Genomic DNA, 19,664 nt, shown 5'->3' with positions numbered 1-19,664 from the left:
AGGCCGTGTGATCCGGGTCCTCGTCGCCGACGACGAGCCGCTCATCCGGGCCGGTATCAGGATGATCCTCACCTCGGCCGACGACATCGACGTGGTCGCCGAGGCGGGCAACGGCCGCGAGGCGGTGGAGAACGCCCGGGGCACCGCCGTCGACGTGGCCCTGCTGGACATCCAGATGCCGGTGATGGACGGGCTGACGGCCCTGGCCGAACTGGGGCGGGTCGCACCGAACGTACGGGTGCTGATCCTCACCACGTTCGGCGAGCGCGACAACGTACTGCGCGCGCTCGGCCACGGCGGCGCGGGCTTCCTGCTCAAGGACTCCGCGCCCGACGAGCTGATCCACGCGGTGCGGGCGGCGGCGGCCGGGAACGCCTATCTCTCACCGGCTGCCACCCGGCATGTGGTGGACGCCCTCTCCTCCCCCGGCGCCACCGCCCGCGCCGAGCAGGCCAGGAACCGCCTCGACGGGCTGACCGCGCGGGAACGCGATGTGCTCGCCCTGCTCGGCGAGGGCCTGTCCAACGCGGACGCGGGCAGGCGGCTGCACATGAGCGAGGCCACCGTGAAGACGTACGTCAGTCGCATCCTGACCAAGCTCGACTGCGACAACCGGGTCCAGGCGGCCCTCCTCGCCCGCGACGCCGGCCTCCACCCGGGCGACGTCTGACCGGTCCGGCGGTGCAGGCCGGTCTCGCAGTGCAGACCTGCCCCGCGGTGCGTCGGCTCACGTTTTCGTGTGCTGTCTCGTCATAGGGGCATGAACACGAAAATCCGGTACGCCAACCTCGGCTTTCTCGCCGTGACTGCGCTGTACACAGGCGCCTGGGCCTACTTCTCGCCGAAGGAGTGGCACGCGAGCTTTCCCGGCTTCGGGCTGAGCTGGCTGCCCCAGCTGGGCCCGTACAACGAGCACCTCGCCAAGGACGCCGGGGCCATGTTCCTGGCGCTGGCGATCCTCACCGCCATCACCCTGGGTTCCGTACGGAACACCCGGCTCGTGCAGACCACGGGCGCGGTGTGGCTGGTCTTCAACGTGCTGCACCTCAGCTACCACATGCAGCATCTCAGCATGTACGGGACGCGCGACCAGGTCCTCAACGTCGTCACCCTGACGCTGCTGGTGCTGTCGTCGGCCGCTCTCCTCGTGCCCGTACTCCCCGGGCGGCGACAGGGGGACACATGATGGCGTACGTGATCAGAATGGACAGGGCCGGGGCGGACAGGAACACGGTGGAAGAAGGAGGTCCGTCATGCGGATCGCGGTAGCGGGCGGGACCGGGCTGGTCGGGCGGTACGTGGTCGACGAGCTGGTCGCCGCGGGGCACGAACCGGTGGTACTGGCCAGGTCGCGGGGCGTGGACCTCGTCTCGGGCGCCGGACTCGACGCCGCCATGGAGGGCGTGGAGGCCGTCGTCGACGTCAGCAACGTGCAGACCACCAGCGGCAAGAAGGCGATCTCCTTCTTCGAGAGCGTCGGCCGGAACCTCCTGGGCGCCGAGGCCCGGGAGGGCGTACGGCACCACGTGGCCCTGTCGATCGTCGGCCTCGAACGGGTCGGCCTCGGCTACTACAAGGGGAAGCTGCGGCAGGAGGAGGTCGTGGCCAAGGACGGCTCGACGCCGTGGACGATCATGCGGGCCACGCAGTTCCTGGAGTTCCCGCAGCAGGTCCTCGACCGGATGCCGGGCCCGGTCGCGATGGTGCCCCGCATGCGTACGCAGCCGGTGGCGGCCCGCGAGGTCGCCCAGCATCTCGTACGGCTCGTCCTCGGGCCGCCCCAGGGCATGGCGCCGGAGCTCGCCGGGCCGCGCGTCGAGGAACTCGTCGACATGGTCCGCAAGGTGCTGCGGGCCGAGGGCCGGCGCAAGCTGCTGGTGCCGGTCACGCTCCCCGGCGCCGTCGGGAAGGCCATGAAGGGCGGCGGCAACCTGCCGACCGGACCGGGCTCCCGCGGCACCCAGACCTTCGACGAGTGGCTCACCGAGAACGTCCGGCACGTCGCGCACGACGGGCACGGCGGACACGGGCGCGACGGGCGCCCCGGAGAGGGCGGCTGAGCGGCCCATGCCCACACCGCCCGCCTCCGGCTCCGGCTCCGGCTCCGGCCAAGGCCCCGGTTCCGAGCAGGGCAGCCCCGCCCATGACCCCGGTCCCAGTCTCGGTTCCCTCATGGCCGAGCGGCGGCGGCTGCTCAACCTCGGCTACCGGATGCTCGGTTCGGTGCAGGACGCCGAGGACGTCGTACAGGAGACATACACCCGGTGGTACGCCCTGTCCGAACCGCAGCAGCGGGCGATCGTCACCCCGCTGGCGTGGCTGACCCGGGTCGCCTCGCGGATCTGTCTCGACCAGCTCGCCTCCGCGCGGGTCCGCCGTGAGCGCTACACCGGGGAGTGGCTGCCCGAGCCGGTCAGGGGCGGCACCACCTGGACGAGCGCGGCCGGGGCGGGGCGGACGAGCGCGACGGGCGGGGACGATCCCGCCGACCGGATCACGCTCGACGAGTCGGTCAGCATGGGCATGCTCGTGGTCCTGGACTCGGTCACGCCCGCGGAACGCGTCGCCTTCGTCCTGCACGACGTCTTCGGCACGCCCTTCACCGAGATCGCCGAGACGGTGGGCCGCTCCCCCGCGGCCTGCCGCCAACTCGCCTCCTCCGCCCGGCGACGCCTCGCCGAGCGGCGGCCCGTCGGCGGTACGACGACGGAACACCGGCAGGTCGTCTCCGCGTTCCGCGAGGCGTGCGAGACCGGTGACCTCGACTCGCTGGTCGCCCTGCTCGACCCCGCCGTCGAGTCGCGCAGCGACGGAGGCGGCAAGGTGCGCGCGGCGCTGCGCCCGATCACCGGCGCGGACAAGGTGGCGCGCTTCCTCCTCGGCCTCCTGCGCAGGGAGCCGGACGTGGAACTCGTCGAGGACGACATCAACGGCACCCCCGGCGTCACGGTCTCCATCGCCGGTACGACCATCGCCGTCCTCGCCGCCGACGTCCGCGACGGCCTGATCACCGACCTGTGGCTCGTGGTCAACCCGGACAAGCTGCACGCGTGGACCGATACACCGACCGCCCGATGACTTTGCCTGCTCTTTACAACCCGGTCCGCCGCTGTCTCGTCTCTCCGCTCGATCCGTACCCCAGTCCGCCGGATCATCGGGCGGGCGGGCCGACGAAAGAGAGCGATTCATGCGCCGAACTGTCCTCAGCGCCATAGCACTTGCCTGCACCGCCGTACTGGCGAGCACGGTGCCCGCGTTCGCCGACGGGTCGACCCCGACCGTGGCGCCGAGCGCCGCCCCGAGCCAGGGCACGGGCGACACGGCCCCGACGCCGGCTCCGAGCAAGCCCGCCGAGACGGCCCCGACGGTGGCGCCGAGCGCCGCGCCGAGCCAGGCGCCGGGCGACGAGGTCTCCGTCGTACCGAGCGGCGCGCCCGACACCGGTGAGGTGTCGACGTCGACGAAGTCCGGATCCGACAGCGGGATGATCGCCGGGGGCGCTGCCGCGGCGTTCGCCGTCGGCGGAGCGGCGTTCTTCGTCGTACGTCGTCGGCGGGCGACCGGGGAATGACCTTGCCCCCCGAGCACGTGCCCTCCGGGCGCATGCCTTCCGGACGCGCGCTCTCCCGGCGCGCGTTCGTCACCGCGGCGATGGCGTCGCTGCTCGTGAGCTGCAACGGCGACAAGGCGGACCGGTCCACGGACGACCGGACCACGGACGACCGGGCCGGAGCCGAGAAGACCGGGAACTCGCAACCCCCCGCGAAGGCGGCGAAGGCCCTGGGCCGTTCGGTCCCGGTCAGGCTGCAGGTCCCGGCCATCCAGGTCGACACCCCACTCATGCGGCTCGGGCTGGCCTCGGACGGCACCGTCGAGGTGCCCCCGATCGCGGCGGACGACAAGGCGGGCTGGTACGAGCACTCGCCGACGCCCGGCCAGGTGGGCCCGTCGGTGATCCTCGGCCATGTCACGGTCGGCTCCTACGGTGACGGCGTCTTCCATCACCTCTCACGGCTGCGCCGGGGCGACCGGATCGTGGCGCGCCTGGAGAACGGCAAGGCGGCGGAGTTCGCGGTCACCGACGTACGGACGGTCGCCCAGGCGGAGTTCCCGACGAAGGAGGTCTACGGGAACGTGGGCCGTCCCGAACTGCGTCTCATCACCTGCGGGGGCCCCCGCACCGGTGACGGCTACCGCGACAGCGTGATCGTCTTCGCCGCGCTGAGCTCCGACAGCACGCAATAACCCGTAGCTCCAGGATCCTGGGCCGAGGCACCGTACGTCGACGGACGGACGGTACGCCGACGGCCCGGGATCCTTCCTACGAGTCCGTCACGACCATGGAGAGCGTTGAAACGGTCCCGCGAGAAGGCAGCGTCCGAGCTGTTCGCCGCCCTCTACCCGCGCCTGGCCGGCTGGTGCCGCCGCCTGGTCGACGACGACGAGACGGCCCACGAGATCGCCTCGGAGGCGTTCACCCGGCTCTGGGCCCGCTGGACGAACGTGTCGGAACCCCGGGGGTTCCTCTACGTCACCGCCGCCAACCTCGTCCGGGACCACTGGCGCAAACTGGAGCGCGAGCGCAGAGCCGTACGCCGTGTCAGCGACGAGGTGGCCGTCCGGCCGCAGAACGAACAGGCCGACCCGTCGGTGCGCCTGCTCGTACAGTCGCTGCCGGAACGACTGCGCGTACCGATCCTGCTGCACTACTACGCAGACATGCCGATCCGGGAGGTGTCCGCGCTGACCGGGCGCAAGGAAGGAACCATCAAGGCCGACCTCCACGCGGCCCGAGAAATGCTCCGCGCCCACCTGAGGAGAAGCCTTGATCACACCCTCTGAGGACGGTCCGGACCTGGAGCCCGACGACCCCCTCGCCGTCATCCTGCGGCCCGCCTCCGGCTATCTCGCCCCTCCCCCGGGCGGATTCGAGGCGATCCGCCGTGACGCCTCCCGCCGCCGGGTGCTGCGCGCCGCGGCCGGGGTCGGTCTGTCCTGCGTCGCCGCCGCCCTGATCGCGCTGCCGTTCCGCCTGGCCGCGTCCGAAGTGCCCGCCTCCCCGACGGTCCCGCTCGCCCCGCCGCCCGCGAGCAGCCCCTCGACACCGCCCACCCCGTCGCCGTCGGCCTCCGAGCCCGCGACTCCCAGCCCCAGCCGCAACCCCAGCGACTCGGCACCGAGCGCCGGCCCCAGCGTCCCGAACGGCTCCACCGCCACGACCGCCCCCGACAGCGTCCCGACACCGAAGCCGACACAGGCCCCGCCGTCCCTGGCACCGTCCGAACCGTCGACGGCTCCGGACCAGGTCGACACCACGCCCGAGAGCAGCGTCCGGCCGTAGGGACCCGTCCCGCCGGCCGCTAGTCGACGACCGCGACCTTCGTCCCCGCCGTGCCGAACTTCCAGACCGCGTCACCGTCGGCGGCACGCATCCGGATCCCGCCGGTCGGTACGCCGGACGCGGGCGGCGGCGGGGAAGAGCCGTCGACGGCGTTCGAGAAGGCGATGTTGGTGCCGGAGCTGACGGTGAAGAAGACGATGTTCTCGATCTCCACACCGTCGCTGCCCGTGCTCGCCTCGCGTCGGGTGCCGACCGTGTACGAGCCGGGTGCCGGGTTCACCGTCCCGGGCCACACCTTGAAGCTGCGCCGGGACGCGTCGCTCGCGTCGACGAGCCATACGCGGCGCTGGTCGAGGGAGTAGACGATGCGCCGTCCGGTGCCGGAACCGTCCGGCACCGCGACCGGCTTGGACTCGTCGGGGCCGGTGGAGGGCTTGGCGGTCGCCGAGGCGGAGGGCTTCGGCGAGGCCGAGGCCGTGGGCTGCGGGCCCTTGTCGGCCTTGACGGCCAGGAACGTCACCGCCACCAGAGCAGCCGCGGTCAGACCGGAGACCCAGACCCACGAGGGAAGCCGTCGGGCAGGCACGCGTACGCATCTCCTCAGCTCTGATTCACCCCGTCGGAGGGTCGGATCATCTTACTCCGACGGGGTCCTCGGCCGATCCTGGCCCACCCGCCCCGGGCCCGGCGTCCGCACGCCCGGGGACCCGCGCGCCCGCGTCCGTCACTCCAGCACGGGCAGCAGCTCCGGCAGGTGCCCGTCCGAGGCCGCCGCGGCCCGCTGCCGCTCCTCCGGCACCTCGCCGTACAGGGTGGTGCGGGGCCGGGAGGGCCGTCCCGCCGCGTCCGCCACGGCGACCAGTTCCTTGACGGACTTGTACGAGCCGTACGACGAGCCCGCCATCCGGGAGATGGTCTCCTCCATCAGCGTCCCGCCGAGGTCGTTGGCGCCCGAGCGGAGCATCTCCGCCGCGCCCTCCGTCCCCAGCTTCACCCAGCTGGTCTGGATGTTGGGGATGTGCGGGTGCAGGAGGAGCCGTGCCATCGCCATCACCGCGCGGTTGTCCCGGGTCGTCGGGCCCGGGCGGGCGATCCCCGCCAGGTACACCGGCGCGTTCGTGTGGATGAAGGGGAGCGTCACGAACTCCGTGAAGCCGCCGGTCTGTTGCTGGATCCGGGAGAGCGTCCGGAAGTGGCCGAGCCAGTGGCGGGGCTGGTCCACATGCCCGTACATCATCGTGGACGAGGAGCGGATGCCCAGCTCGTGGGCGGTCGTGATCACTTCGATCCAGGTGGCCGTGGGCAGCTTGCCCTTGGTGAGGACCCAGCGGACCTCGTCGTCGAGGATCTCGGCGGCCGTGCCGGGGATCGAGTCGAGGCCCGCCTCCTTGGCCGCGGTCAGCCATTCGCGGATCGACAGGCCGGTGCGGGTCGCGCCGTTCACGACCTCCATCGGCGAGAAGGCGTGGACGTGCATGCCGGGCACGCGCTCCTTCACCGCGCGGGCGATGTCGAAGTAGGCCGTCCCCGGCAGGTCGGGGTGGATGCCGCCCTGCATGCAGACCTCGACGGCCCCCAGGTCCCACGCCTGCTCGGCACGGTCGGCGACCTGGTCCAGGGAGAGCGTGTACGCGTCGGCGTCCGTGCGGCGCTGGGCGAAGGCGCAGAAGCGGCAGCCGGTGTAGCAGACGTTGGTGAAGTTGATGTTCCGCGTGACGATGTACGTGACGTCGTCGCCGACCGCCGCCTTGCGGACGTCGTCGGCGATCCGGCAGAGCGCGTCCAGGGCCGGTCCGTCCGCGTGCAGCAGCGCCAGCGCCTCGTCGTCGGTGAGGCGGGTCGGGTCGTCGGCGGCCGTCGCCAGCGCCGCCCGTACGTCCGTGTCGATCCGGGACGGCACCATGCCGGGCGCCGCGGCCTCCCGCAGCGCGTCCCAGTCGCCGTACACGTGGTCGTAGTCCTCGCGCCGGTCGGACGTGCGCCCCTCGGTGTCGATCGTGGTGTGCAGATCCGTACGGCCCGACGAGGTGAACGCCTCCTCGGGCTCCTGCCAGGGGTGGCCCTCCACGACCGCGTCCGGCACGGCGAGGCCCGTCTCCGGGTCGGCGAGCGCCCGTACGTGCGGGAGCAGCCGCGGGTCCAGCCACGGCTCGCCGCGCTGCACGAACTCCGGGTAGACGCAGAGGCGTTCGCGCAGTTCGAAGCCCGCCTCCGCCGACTGCTCGCGCAGCAGGTCGATCTGCGGCCAGGGGCGCTCGGGGTTGACGTGGTCGATGGTGAGCGGCGAGACCCCGCCCCAGTCGTCGATCCCGGCGCCGATCAGCCGCCCGTACTCGGAGTCCACGAGGTTCGGCGGTGCCTGGAGGCAGGCGGAGGGGCCCATGATGTGGCGGGCGACCGCGACCGTCGCGACCAGTTCGTCGAGCTCGGCGTCCGGCATGCCGCGCATCGCCGTGTCCGGCTTGGCGCGGAAGTTCTGGATGATCAGTTCCTGGATGCCGTGGTAGGAGCGCGACACGCGCCGCAGCGCGAAGAGGGAGTCCGCGCGCTCCTCGTACGTCTCGCCGATGCCGATCAGCACACCGCTGGTGAAGGGGACCGACGAGCGGCCCGCGTCCTCCAGGACGCGCAGGCGGACGGCCGGCTCCTTGTCCGGGGAGCCGTAGTGCGGGCCGCCCGGCTCGCTCCACAGGCGCGTCGCCGTCGTCTCCAGCATCATGCCCATGCTCGGCGCGACGGGCTTCAGCCGCTGGAAGTCGGTCCACGACATGACACCCGGGTTGAGGTGGGGCAGCAGGCCCGTCTCCTCCAGGATCCGGATCGAGATGGCCCGTACGTACGCGATCGTGTCGTCGTAGCCGTGCGCGTCGAGCCATTCGCGGGCCTCGGGCCAGCGGTCCTCGGGCTTGTCGCCGAGGGTGATCAGGGCTTCCTTGCAGCCCAGTTCGGCACCCTTGCGGGCGATGTCGAGGACCTCGTCCGGGGACATGAACATCCCGTGGCCCGCCCGGCGGAGCTTGCCGGGGACCGTGACGAACGTGCAGTAGTGGCACTTGTCCCGGCAGAGCCGGGTGAGCGGGATGAAGACGCTCTTCGAGTACGTGATGACGCCCGGGCGGCCCGCCGCCTCCAGGCCCGCGTCACGCACCCGGGCGGCGGACGCGGTCAGGTCGTCCAGGTCGGCGCCGCGTGCCTGGAGCAGCACGGCGGCCTCGGTGACGTCGAGGGCGACGCCGTCGCGGGCGCGTTTGAGGGCGCGACGCATGGCGTTCGCGGTGGGCCCGGTTCCGGAGGTCGCGGAAGTCGTCATCCTTCGAGCATACGATCGCATTGATCAGGCCCTGTTACAGATGGGCCACGTCACGAGCGGCACCCCAGCGGCGCACCAGTGACACACCAGCGGCCGGCTACAGGTACTTGGCGTATTCGTCCAGTACGCGCAGTACGTCCCCCTCGCCGGCCGGCGGCAGCTGCAGGACGACCTCCTCGATGCCGAGGTCCGCGTAGTGCGTGAGCTTGCCGGGGGTGGGCAGCACGGCGTACGGCACGAGCTGGAGGGCCTCGGGGTCGCGGCCGGCCTCGGCCCAGGCGGCCCGCAGCACGGGGACGGACTCCGTGAGCCCTCGGCCGCCGATCGGCATCCAGCCGTCCGCGTACTCGCTGATGTGCGCGAAGAGCTTCGGCCCGGCCGCTCCCCCGACGAGCGTGCGCGGCCCGACGACGGGTCCGCGCGGCTTCTGTACGGGCTTGGGGTGGGCGTGGCTGGGCCGTACGGACCCGAACTCGCCCTGGTAGCCGGTCGGTTCGGCGGACCACAGGGCTCGCATCAGGGCCATCCGGTCCCGGACCAGCTCCCGCCGCGTACGCCAGTCGACACCGTGGTCGGCGGCCTCCTCGACGTTCCAGCCGAAGCCGAGGCCGAGGGTGAAACGGCCGCCGGAGAGGTGGTCGAGGGTCGCGATCTGTTTGGCGAGGGCGACCGGGTCGTGCTGGGCGACGAGGGTGATCCCGGTGCCGAGCGCGAGCGACTCGGCGACCGCCGCCGCCTGGCCGAGTGCGACGAAGGGGTCGAGGGTCCGGCCGTACTCGGGCGGCAGCTCACCGCCCGCCGGGTACGGGGTGACCCGCTCCACGGGTATGTGCGTGTGCTCGGGCAGATAGAGCCCGGCGAAGCCGCGCTCCTCCAGCTCACGAGCGAGCAGCGTGGGGGTGATCGTCTCGTCGGTGAGGAAGATCGTCACGGAGATGCGCATGGCACCTCCCTACCGGCCCGAGCCCCAACTGTCCATACCGACCGGTAGGGATTCTGCCCGCTTGTCACGAATGCTTCCCGCGAATGCTTCTTACGAGTGCTCCATACCCGAAACCCGCCGACCCCCTTCCCTTGCACCGCAGTTCACGGCTGAATACCAGGGTTGTCGTACGACCCCCCGCAGCACCTGAACCGCGACATGCCACTCAGCCACTCACGAGACCCGGGAGCAGCAGACATGTGCGAGGACGACCACAGCGGAGACCGCAGCGATGGCCGCAGCGGTAACCACGGCATCGGCAGACGCGCGCTGTTCGTGACGGGAGCCGCCGCCGCGCTTACGTTGGGGAGCGTGAGCTTTCCGAGCGAGGCCGCCGACGCGGCGGACGCGTCCGAGACCCGGACGGTCCGCGGCACCCTGCCCACCGGTTCGCCGGACTTCGTCTACCTGCCCGTCGAAGTCCCGGACGGCGTACGGGAGATCAAGGTCGCGTACACCTACGAGAAGCCCCCCGTACCGGCGGGCACCGCGGGCAACGCGCTCGACATCGGCATCTTCGACCAGCGCGGCACCGAGGTGGGCGGCAAGGGCTTCCGCGGCTGGTCGGGCGGGGCCCGCACCGAGTTCTTCATCCGCGCCGACGACGCGACGCCGGGCTACATCCCGGGCCCGGTCAAGGAGGGCACCTGGCACATCGCGCTGGGCCCGTACACCGTGGCCCCGCAGGGGCTCCCGTACGAGGTCACCATCACGCTGACGTACGGCGAGCCGGGCGCGGTCGTGAAGCCGGTGTACCCGCCGTCGCGGGCCAAGGGGCGCGGGCGGGCCTGGTACCGGGGCGACTGCCATCTGCACTCCTGGTACTCCGACGGCCGCCGCACCCCGGCCGAGATCGCGGCCCTCGCGCGGGCGGCGGGCCTGGACTTCATCAACTCGTCCGAGCACAACACGCACTCCGCGCACGCCCATTGGGCCTCGGAGGCCGGTGACGACCTGCTGATCATGCTGGGCGAGGAGGTGACGACGAGGAACGGTCACGTCGTCGCGCTCGGCACGGATCCGGGGACTTTCGTCGACTGGCGCTACCGGGCGCGCGACAACCGCTTCGGCAAGTACGCGCGGCGGATCCGCGAGGCGGGCGGGCTGGTCGTGCCCGCGCATCCGCACGCCACGTGCGTGGGCTGCAACTGGAAGTTCGGGTTCGGCGAGGCGGACGCCGTCGAGGTGTGGAACGGGCCGTTCGGACCCGACGACGAGGTGTCGCTGGCCGACTGGGACAGCATGCTCGTCGCCTCCGTGCGGGAGGGGCGGGGCGGCCGGGACTGGATTCCGGCGATGGGCAACAGTGACGCCCACCGGGATCCCGATCCGGTCGGGACGCCGCAGACCGTCGTCCTCGCCGACGATCTGACCCGCGAGGCGATCCAGGAGGGGATCCGCGCGGGGCGCTCGTACGTCGCGGAGTCGCAGAAGGTGTCGCTGTCGTTCTCCGCGACCGGCCCCAAGGGTGAACACGCGGGGATCGGGGGGCGGTTGAAGGTCGACCGGGACGATCCGGTCACCGTGACCCTGGAGGCGTCGGGGGTGCCGCGCTGCACGGTTCGCTTCGTCACGGACCAGGGGGTGCTGCACACGAGTGCGGTTCTTCCCGTGTCCGGGGGTGGGGTGGTGGAGTGGCGTACGACTGCTCAGTACGCGGCGTATGTGCGGGCCGAGGTGCGGCATGAGGCTGCGGCCGGGCCTTTGCCTGGGGCGTTGGCCGCGTTCACGAATCCGATCTTTCTTGGGCGGGGGTGAGGGCGGGGGTGAGGGTGTGTGTTGTGTGGCGGTCGGATTGGGGTGCCCGCGCAGTTCCTCGCGCCCCTGAAAGACTGGGCCGTTCCCCGGGTCCCTGAAGGCTGGGCCGGTCCGCGTGGGCGTAAAAGATTGCGCAGTTCCCCGCGCCCCTAAAAGACTGGGCCGGCCCCCGCGTCCCCGAAGGCTGCGCCCGTCCCCGTGGGCGTAAAAGATTGCGCAGTTCCCCGCGCCCCTAAAAGACTGGCCGTTCCCCCGCGCCACTGAAGGCTGCGCCCGTCCCCGTGGGCCTAAAGATTGCGCCGTTCCCCGCGCCCCTGAAGGCTAAAGGGCGCGGTCGGGGCTTGTGGAGAAGGCTGTGTCGCCTGCCACGGCTACTAGCGCGTCCTTCACCAGTAGCGTGCTCGGGATTCGGTTCTCGGCTGAGGTGCCTGGGTCGTCCAGCTTGTTGGTGGTCCACTGGATGGTGCCGGTTTCGCGGTCGAGGGCGAGCAGGCGGCCGTAGCGGTTGGTGAAGTAGAGGTGGTCGTACTTCGTGGACAGGACCGGCGCCGACAGGTTCTCGATCTGGGTCTCCCGCTGCCACAGGCGGGCGCCGTCGTCGGCCCCCGTCGCGGTGACGGTTCCGTCGGGGCGGACGAAGTACACGGCGGTGCCGACGAGGGCGGGCAGGCCGCGCGGGGTGTCCTTGAGGGGGACGCGGATGACGTCGCCGTTGTCCGGGTTCACCTGCAGCAGTGCTCTGTACGGCTCGTCCCGGCCGTTCTGCGACTGGGACTCCTCGCTCTGCCGGAGGGCCAACAGCGGCTGCCCGCCGACCGCGCCGAGCGGCTCCGCGAGCAGGGGCAGCTCGGCGGGTTCCCGCGCCGTACCGTCGGCCGGAGCGAGGCGCAGGAAGCCGGCGTCGCCCTTGAAGGGGTCGTCCTCGTTCACGCAGATTCCGTAGGGGGCACCGCCCAGGACCGTCGGGGCGCAGGCGGTGCCGGCCGACGACTTGGCCGGGGTGCGCCACAGGTCCTCGCCCGTCTTCGGGTCGAGGGCGACGAACTCATCGCCCTCGCCCGACATCGCCAGGATGCCGCCGTCGAACACGGCGGCGGGGTGGCCCGCGTCGATCGTGCGGGTCCAGACGCGCTTGCCGCTGTCGGTGTCGACGCCGACCAGCTCCTGGGTCGAGTACACGGAGTCCTCGTTCGGCTGGACGTGCGTGTAGACGATCCCGTCCCGGACTCCGAGGGGGCGCTCGGCGGCCTGCGAGTTGCTGCCGAACCGCCACTTCACGCGGCCCGAGGCGGCGTCGATCCGGGCGACCGTGAAGCCCGTCCCCGCGCAGTACAGGGCAGCGCCGCCGGAGACACAGCCGGAGTCCACGCTGTCGACGTTGGTGACCACGGACTCGTTCTTCACCGCTCGGGTGAGGTCCGTCCGCCAGGGCTGCCAGCCGGCGGGCAGCGCGGGCGAGGCGGAGGCGCCGGTCCCGGACGCACGGTCGCCGGGCCCGCCCTCTGTGGTGTCGTCCGGACCCGACACCAGGTTGTACACCGGCACGGCCGCCGCGGCGACGGCCAGGACCGCGCCGAGCACGAGGAGACGACGTACCCGGCGTCCGCGGCCGGCGGCACCGCCCTTCGCGGTCGTCGTGTCGGCACGCGTCTTGCCGGCACGCGTCGTGGCGGAAGTCGTCGTGGCGGCGGGCCCGCGGGGGACATTCCCGTTCCCCGGCACGCTCGGCAGGTGTGACACGCCCGGCCCGGCAGGGGCGGCCGCGTTCGGCAGGGAGCCGAACAGGCCCTGTAGCTCGGCCAGTTGAGGCCTGGCGGCCGGGTCCTTGTCCAGGCAGCGCTCGATGACGCCCCGCAGCGGCTGCGCGACTCCGTCCAGGGACGGCGGCTCGTTCATCACCTGGTAGCCCGTCACATACGGGCTGCCGCCGTCGAAGGGGCCGTTGCCGGTGGCCGCGAACACCAGGAGCGAGCCGAGCGAGAAGACGTCGGAGGCGGCGGTGACGTCCCGGGGCGAGGCGAACTGTTCCGGGGACATGAAGGGCGGGGTACCGATCAGCCGCCCGGTCACGGTGAGGGCCTGGCTGTCGGCGGCGCGTGAGATGCCGAAGTCGATGACGCGCGGGCCGTCCCCGGCCATCAGGACGTTGCTCGGCTTCAGGTCCCGGTGCACCACGCCCGCCTGGTGGATGTCCCTCAGCGCCTCGACGAGCCCCAGCGCGAGCGCGCGCAGGTCGGGCCCGCCCAACGGCCCTTCTCTGTCCACCATTTCGGACAGCGTTCGGCCCGGCACGTACAGAGTTGCCATCCAGGGCAGTTCGGCGTCCGGGTCGGCGTCGACCACCGGGGCGGTGAAGGCCCCGCTCACCCGGCGGGCCGCCGCGACCTCCTGCCGGAACCGGGCCCGGAACTCCTCGTCCAGCGCGTACTGCGCGTGCACGACCTTCACCGCGACCTGCCGCCCCGAGACCGAGCGCGCCAGGTACACGACGCCCATGCCGCCGCTGCCCAGCCGGTCGACGAGCTCGTAGCCGCCTATGGACCCGATGGCCCCTGGCTCCCCGGCGTGCCTCGGCATGCTAGGCGCCTCCTGCGATGCGGGCCTGCTGGAGGTTGGTGAGCCGTCGCACGAAGAAGATGGCAAGTACGGCGGTCACGACGCCGATGACGTTGGCCGCCTGCGAGGTGACGATGGTGTCCGTGGCCGCGACGGCGAGGTCCCTGTCGTACCAGCTGGCCCACGAGTCGTTCGCGTACGCCAGGAAGTAGGCGAGCCAGAACCACCACCACGTGTGCAGGAGCCACCGGCCGGCGCCGGCCGGCCTGCCGGTCGTCGCCGTCCAGATGTCGTTGCCGATCTGCTTGGGCATGTAGAAGTTGACGACCGGGATGAACCACGAACCGGCCGCCATCCCGGACGCGTGGCGGATGTGGCCCGGCGCGAAGGCCTCGGCGTTGCCCCGGCTGCGCTGGAACCAGAACGCCCACACGATCACCACCGGGATGCCCACGAACACGGTGAGCACCTCGGTCCCCAGCGACGCGACGCTCAGGTACTTGTAGTCCTCGATGAGGTCGGTGGCGGACGTACTGGCCGCCGCGGAGAGCCGGGAGTAGGCCACCCCGAGGACGGCGATCCGCAGCAGCAGCGGCACGACGAAGAGGGCGAGCAGGAGGGCCAGGGCGATCGAGAGCCCACGGGTCGAGCGAGGGGTGGGCAAACGGGAGCCGTAGGCGGGAGCGGAGAAGTGCGGGGCCTGCAGATGCCCCGGGGGCGGGCTGTGCGGGTGGAGGCCCCCGGGGAACGGGCTCTGCGGGTGGAGGCTGCCGGGCAGCGGGCTGTGCGGGTGAGGACTGCCGGGCTGCGGGCTCTGCCACGAGGGCGCCGTCGGGGAGTAGGCGAGGGGAGGGCCGAAGCCCGGTACGGGGCTCGATGCCGGTATGGGACCGGATGCCGGTGCGGGGCTCGATATCCGCACAGAGGCGCTCGCCCCGGACGCGGGACTCGACGCCGGCGCGGGGCCCTGCGGGTCCTCGCTGTCCAGGAGGCGTACGGCGTGTCTGCCCAGCTCTGCCAGCACCTCGCCGGGCAGCCAAGCGCCGCCCCTGCCCCCTCGGCCGACCGGTGCACCCGGTACCTCCTCGGCCGACGCCAACAGCGTGTCCAGGGAGGGCCGTTGGGCAGGGTCCTTCGCGAGGCAGGCCGCGATCAGTCCCTGCCACGCCTCGGGTACGCCCTCAAGATCCGCCTCCTCCTCCGCGATACGGAAGAGCAGCGAGTGGATCCCGCCCTCGGCTGTACCGAACGGCAGCCGTCCCGTCGCGGTGTACGCCAGCACGGCACCGAGGCAGAAGACATCGCTCGCGAACGTCACCCGCTCCCCGCGTACCTGCTCGGGCGCCATGAAGCCCGGGGACCCCACGAGGGCCCCGGGCTTGGTGAGCCCGTCGGCGGACTGCACGGCCGTGTCGAGGGCGCGCGCGATGCCGAAGTCGATGACTCGGGGCCCGTCGATCGTCACCAGCACGTTGGAGGGCTTGAGGTCGCGGTGCACGAGGCCCGCGCCGTGGATGGCCTGGAGCGCGCGGATGAGCCCGATCGCCAGCGCGCGCACGGACTTCGGGGGCAGCGGTCCGTACTGCTTGTCCACCACCTCGGCGAGCGAGGGACCGGCGACGTAGCCGGTGGCGACCCAGGGCGTCGGCGCCTCGGTGTCGGCGTCGAGCACGGGTGCCGTCCAGTCGCCGCCGACCCGCTGGGCCGCCTTCACCTCCTGCGCGAAGCGCCGCCTGAAGTCCGGCTTGCGGGCCAGCTCCTCCTTGACGACCTTGACCGCGACCGTACGGCCGCGCTCGGAACGGGCCAGATACACCCGCCCCATGCCGCCTTCACCGAGTCTGCCGAGCAGTCGGTAACCGCCGATCCAGCCCGGATCTGCCGGGTCCAACCCGTCCATGCGTGCTCCCTCTCCCCCGGCGGCGCGTTCGCCTGAGGATAGGGGAGGGACGTGAGTGACGTGTGGGGGACCGGCGTCTGTCGGCGGGCACGTTCCGGTCAACAGTCCCGTTCCCAACGGCAGTTCCGCTCCTATCGGCAGTACGTGTCCCTGGCGGGCCGTTCCCCCGTGGCCAGGTAGCGGGTGACGGCCGCGTCCCCGCAGGCGTTGCCGTTGCCGAGGTAGGCGTCGTGTCCGGTGGCGTTCACGGTCACCATGACGGCGCGTTTGCCGAGGGCGGCGCGGAGTTCGCGGGCGCCGGCGAGCGGGGCGGCGGGGTCGCGCTCGTTCTGGACCATGAGGACGGTGGAGGGTCCGCGGTCGGTGATCCGTACCGGGTCCTGCTTCGGCGGATACGGCCAGGCGGCGCAGAGGGTCGCGTTCCTCGGCATTCCGGCGGTCAGCGGGTACTTGGCGCGGCTCTCGTCGACCTCCTTCTGGTAGCGGGCGGCCGACGCGGGCCACTTCCCCTCGTTGCAGAAGGTCGCGGAGGCGACGGCGAGGCCGTTCTGCAGCAGCGCCTCCGGGGGCGGCTCGGGCGCGGGCGGGACGGCGCCCTTCCGGGCGGCCAGGATCAACTGGGCCGCGGCCGGGAAGCCTTCGGGGTCGTAGAACGCGTCGAGCAGGCTCTGCCGCAGCACATTGCCGTTCAGCTCGGCCGGACTGGCGCCGGGCCAGGGGATCGGCTCGCGGTCGAGGCGCGCGGCGAGCCGCAGGAACATCGGCCGCACCTCGGCCGCCGTATCGGCCAGCCGGTACGGATTCCCGGGCGCCGAGGCCCACTTGGCGAACTCAAGGAAGACGCTCTCGACACCCTTCTCGAACCCGGCCCACAGGCCACGGGCGACCTGGCCGCCGTGGGCGTCCGCGTTGGCGTCCAGATTGCTGTCGAGGACGAACCGGTCGGTGCGGTGCGGGAACAACTGGCTGTAGACGGCGCCGAGATACGAGCCGTACGAGACGCCCCAGGCGGACAGCTTCCGCTCGCCGAGCGCCGCCCGGATGCGGTCGACGTCATGCGCGTTGGCGACGGTGTCGATGTGCCGCAGCAGTTCCCCGCCGTTGCGCTCGCAGGCGGCTGCCATCCGCCGGGCCGCGGTCAGGTTCCCGGCGACGGACCCGTCCGGTCCTGCGGGCCACGGCCGGAACGTGGTCGGGGCAAGGTCCTGCCGTTCGAACCCGCAACTCACCGGTGCGGACCGCCCGTTGCCCCGAGGATCGAACACGACCAGGTCGTACGCCTCCCGCACCTCCCGCGGCAGCGTCCGCGCCTTCGCCGACTGCTCTTCGAGGCTGCTGCCGCCGGGCCCTCCGGGGATCAGCAGCAGGGCCCCGCGGCGTACGGCCGGCTTCTCGCTCCGGATGCGGGAGACGGCGATACTGATCTTCTCGCCCTCGGGGTCGGCGTAGTCCATGGGCACGTCGACGGTCGCGCACTCCTGCCGGGGGCCGAACCCGCTCCCCTCGCACTTCGTCCAGTCAAAGGGCTTGGCACGTACGGCGGTTGGGGCGGTCGAAGCGGTCGCGGCGAGCGGCAGGGCGAGGCCGAGGACCACGCCGGAGACGGCGGTCAGGGCGATGTTCCGCTTGCTCTTCTTCGTCATGGGAAGAGCCTCGCGAATCCGCGCCGCCCTCCCCATCCGGCCACCCGGCCTCTCCGCACGGCGGTTTCCCGAACCGACGGCACTGGAGGAGAGGTTCGGCGCCTGCCCGGCCCGGCGCGGTCAGCGGCTCAGCAGGTCGTCCAGTTCGGCCTCGTACAGCAGCGAGGGGTCGAAGCCCATTCCGTTGAAGTGACCGGCGAGCTCCAGGGACAGCACGCCGTGCAGCCGGGTCCAGAGGGCCAGGCCCCGGTGGAGGGCCGCGGGCGGGGCGGGGTGGCCTGCCGCCCACTGGCGGTGGCCTTCGAGGTGGGTGTCGAACGGGGTCGCGGGGCCGTCCGAGGGCAGTGCGGCGCAGGCGTCGAGCAGCGTCGCCATGATGCCCTTCGCGATCCCGGTGACGTCGTCCGGCGCGTGGTAGCCGGGCACGGGCGTGCCGTAGATGAGGAAGTAGCGGTGGGGGTCCGCGAGGGCCCATTCGCGCAGGGCGTGCGCGAGCGCGGCGAGGTCCGCGCCGGATTCGGCAGCCGTCCGGAGGGCGTCGGCGAGGCTGCTGTACGCGTCCCTGATCAGCTCGGTGATCAGTTCGTCGCGGCCGGCGAAGTACCGGTAGAGCGCGGGGCCGCTCATGCCCATCTGCTTGGCGATCGCGTTGAGGGAGAGCGCGGTCGCGCCCGCCGTGGCGATCTGCTCCCACGCGCGTTCCTTGATCTCCGTACGCACCTGGGCGCGGTAGCGCTCTCGCGGGGTGGTCGTGCCGGTCTCCGCCATGACCTGCCGCCTTCCGTACTCGTGGGGATGCTCGCGACTCGTGGGGATGCTCGCAGGGACGCCTGCGGGCTACACGTTCAAGATTTAGTTAGAGGCTATCACTGAACCTCTTGACGTCGCCCTTCTCGTGAAGTTATAACTTCTAACAGAAGCGAGAGCGAGTAACTCACCGAGTCGCTCGCGGAGCCGCTCACCGAGTGACTCACGCGGAACCCGAACACAGAGCGCAGTGGAGGAAGTCATGAACGCCGAAGCACTCGTCGAGGTCGTGCTGCCGGGCAAGGTCGAGCCGGAGGGGCTGGAGATCCGGCACGGAGCCGTGCCCGTCGCGGGCCCCGGTCAGGTCGTGATCCGGATGGAGGCGACCGGCGTCTCCTTCGCCGAGCAGCAGATGCGCCGGGGCCGCTACTACGACCAGCCGGCGTTCCCCTTCGTCCCCGGTTACGACCTGGTCGGGACCGTGGCCGCGACCGGCGAGGGTGTCGAGCCGGGCCTGGCCGGCACCCGGGTGGCCGCGCTGGTCAAGGTCGGCGGCTGGGCCAGCCACGTACTCGTCGACGCGGCGGACGTCGTGCCGGTGCCCGACGGGGTCGGCGCGGCGGAGGCCGAGACGCTGGTCGTCAACGGCATCACCGCCTGGCAGATGCTGCACCGCAAGGCCCGCGTCCGCGCCGGGCACACCGTCCTGGTGCACGGCGCCAACGGCGGCGTCGGCTCGGTCCTGGTCCAGCTCGCCCAGGCGGCGGGCGCGAAGGTGATCGGCACGGCGTCAGCGCGCCACCACGACGCGCTGCGGGCCCAGGGCGTCACGCCCATCGACTACCGCACCGAGGACATCCCCGCCCGGGTCCGTGAGCTCGCCCCCGGCGGAGTGGACGCCGTCTTCGACCACGTCGGCGGGCGCAGCGCGATCGACTCCTGGCACCTCCTCGCGCCCGGCGGCACGCTCGTCGCCTACGGCAGCGCCTCGACCCGGGACGACGAGGGCTCCAAGCAACTCCCCGTACTCAAGCTGCTGGGCCGGATCTGGCTGTGGAACGCGCTGCCCAACCGCCGCCGCGCCTACTTCTTCAACATCTGGGCCGGACGGGCCCTGGCCAAGAACCAGTTCCGGACCCGGCTGCACGCCGACCTCACCCAGGTCCTGACGGCCCTCCAGCGCGGTGAGATCACCGCCCACATCGCCGCACAGCTGCCGCTCTCCCGCATCGCCGAGGCCCTGCGCCTGGCCGAGTCGGGCACCGTCGCCGGAAAGATCGTCCTGAACCCGTAACGCGCGAACTGCCGCCACCCCGGCATTCCGAGCCGCCCGGCCGAGCCCTATCCTCACGACCTACCGACCGACCGGCCGACCTACCGACCGACGGCCTCGGCCGACAACCGCCCAGGACGAGGATCCCAACGAC

At 72.1% G+C, this 19,664-nt stretch carries 17 protein-coding genes; 10 read left to right on the top strand and 7 right to left on the bottom strand.

The window, feature by feature from the left end:
* Positions 1-7: 7 nt before the first annotated feature.
* The 8 genes from ACN20J_RS28580 to ACN20J_RS28545 all read left to right on the top strand — a co-directional run bounded on the left by ACN20J_RS28580 (position 8) and on the right by ACN20J_RS28545 (position 5,341).
* The gene (locus ACN20J_RS28580) at positions 8-670 is read left to right on the top strand and encodes a response regulator transcription factor (RefSeq protein ID WP_055613755.1); all 663 of its coding nucleotides are present in this window, start codon (positions 8-10) and stop codon (positions 668-670) included.
* A gap of 90 nt (positions 671-760) precedes the next feature.
* Entirely contained in the window at positions 761-1,186 is a 426-nt protein-coding gene (locus tag ACN20J_RS28575; protein WP_190229051.1) for a hypothetical protein, read from the top strand.
* A gap of 67 nt (positions 1,187-1,253) precedes the next feature.
* Positions 1,254-2,060 carry an SDR family oxidoreductase gene (locus tag ACN20J_RS28570; RefSeq protein WP_419667110.1) on the top strand — a complete coding sequence of 269 codons (807 nt, stop codon included), beginning with the start codon at positions 1,254-1,256 and terminating at the stop codon, positions 2,058-2,060.
* 7 nt (positions 2,061-2,067) lie between these two features.
* Positions 2,068-3,078, top strand: a complete 1,011-nt coding sequence (gene sigJ, locus ACN20J_RS28565) for an RNA polymerase sigma factor SigJ (protein ID WP_419667109.1) — start codon at positions 2,068-2,070, stop codon at positions 3,076-3,078.
* Between the two features lie 109 nt (positions 3,079-3,187).
* Positions 3,188-3,571, top strand: a complete 384-nt coding sequence (locus ACN20J_RS28560) for a Tat pathway signal sequence domain protein (RefSeq protein WP_189836981.1) — start codon at positions 3,188-3,190, stop codon at positions 3,569-3,571.
* A 32-nt stretch (positions 3,572-3,603) separates the two neighbouring features.
* Positions 3,604-4,245 (top strand): class F sortase, encoded by a 642-nt coding sequence (locus ACN20J_RS28555; protein ID WP_361916610.1) that lies wholly within the window; start codon positions 3,604-3,606, stop codon positions 4,243-4,245.
* Positions 4,246-4,350: 105 nt separating this feature from the next.
* On the top strand, positions 4,351-4,842 hold the full coding sequence (locus ACN20J_RS28550) for an RNA polymerase sigma factor (RefSeq protein WP_189836979.1): 492 nt from the start codon (positions 4,351-4,353) through the stop codon (positions 4,840-4,842).
* Positions 4,826-5,341 (top strand): hypothetical protein, encoded by a 516-nt coding sequence (locus ACN20J_RS28545; protein ID WP_419667108.1) that lies wholly within the window; start codon positions 4,826-4,828, stop codon positions 5,339-5,341. Before ACN20J_RS28550 ends, ACN20J_RS28545 begins: the two co-directional genes overlap by 17 nt.
* Before the next feature lie 19 nt (positions 5,342-5,360).
* Here ACN20J_RS28545 and ACN20J_RS28540 read toward each other — a convergent pair whose 3' ends face one another.
* The 3 genes from ACN20J_RS28540 to ACN20J_RS28530 form a co-directional block, all read right to left on the bottom strand.
* Entirely contained in the window at positions 5,361-5,927 is a 567-nt protein-coding gene (locus tag ACN20J_RS28540) for a L,D-transpeptidase (RefSeq protein ID WP_055613748.1), read from the bottom strand.
* Positions 5,928-6,065: 138 nt separating this feature from the next.
* Complete coding sequence (locus ACN20J_RS28535; protein ID WP_190229047.1) at positions 6,066-8,651, bottom strand: bifunctional FO biosynthesis protein CofGH; 2,586 nt, start codon at positions 8,649-8,651, stop codon at positions 6,066-6,068.
* 97 nt (positions 8,652-8,748) lie between these two features.
* Positions 8,749-9,594, bottom strand: a complete 846-nt coding sequence (locus tag ACN20J_RS28530) for an LLM class F420-dependent oxidoreductase (protein ID WP_362296595.1) — start codon at positions 9,592-9,594, stop codon at positions 8,749-8,751.
* A 237-nt stretch (positions 9,595-9,831) separates the two neighbouring features.
* Here ACN20J_RS28530 and ACN20J_RS28525 point away from each other — a divergent pair, with 237 nt between their 5' ends.
* A complete protein-coding gene (locus tag ACN20J_RS28525; protein ID WP_419667107.1) occupies positions 9,832-11,391 on the top strand; it encodes a CehA/McbA family metallohydrolase in 1,560 nt (519 codons plus the stop codon).
* A gap of 321 nt (positions 11,392-11,712) precedes the next feature.
* Here ACN20J_RS28525 and ACN20J_RS28520 read toward each other — a convergent pair whose 3' ends face one another.
* The 4 genes from ACN20J_RS28520 to ACN20J_RS28505 all read right to left on the bottom strand — a co-directional run bounded on the left by ACN20J_RS28520 (position 11,713) and on the right by ACN20J_RS28505 (position 18,258).
* A complete protein-coding gene (locus tag ACN20J_RS28520) occupies positions 11,713-13,968 on the bottom strand; it encodes a protein kinase domain-containing protein (protein ID WP_419667106.1) in 2,256 nt (751 codons plus the stop codon).
* Position 13,969: 1 nt separating this feature from the next.
* Complete coding sequence (locus tag ACN20J_RS28515) at positions 13,970-15,847, bottom strand: protein kinase domain-containing protein (RefSeq protein ID WP_190229043.1); 1,878 nt, start codon at positions 15,845-15,847, stop codon at positions 13,970-13,972.
* A gap of 131 nt (positions 15,848-15,978) precedes the next feature.
* A complete protein-coding gene (locus ACN20J_RS28510; RefSeq protein WP_419667105.1) occupies positions 15,979-17,490 on the bottom strand; it encodes an alpha/beta hydrolase in 1,512 nt (503 codons plus the stop codon).
* A gap of 120 nt (positions 17,491-17,610) precedes the next feature.
* The gene (locus tag ACN20J_RS28505; RefSeq protein ID WP_189836972.1) at positions 17,611-18,258 is read right to left on the bottom strand and encodes a TetR/AcrR family transcriptional regulator; all 648 of its coding nucleotides are present in this window, start codon (positions 18,256-18,258) and stop codon (positions 17,611-17,613) included.
* A gap of 241 nt (positions 18,259-18,499) precedes the next feature.
* Here ACN20J_RS28505 and ACN20J_RS28500 point away from each other — a divergent pair, with 241 nt between their 5' ends.
* Complete coding sequence (locus tag ACN20J_RS28500; RefSeq protein ID WP_419667104.1) at positions 18,500-19,531, top strand: medium chain dehydrogenase/reductase family protein; 1,032 nt, start codon at positions 18,500-18,502, stop codon at positions 19,529-19,531.
* Positions 19,532-19,664 lie beyond the last annotated feature (133 nt).

The organism is Streptomyces sp. 2-1 (genome assembly GCF_048564895.1).
GTDB classification, from domain to species: domain Bacteria; phylum Actinomycetota; class Actinomycetes; order Streptomycetales; family Streptomycetaceae; genus Streptomyces; species Streptomyces phaeochromogenes.
The sequence above is the reverse complement of the archived record's forward strand: the minus strand, read 5'-3'. Positions and strand labels throughout refer to the sequence as shown.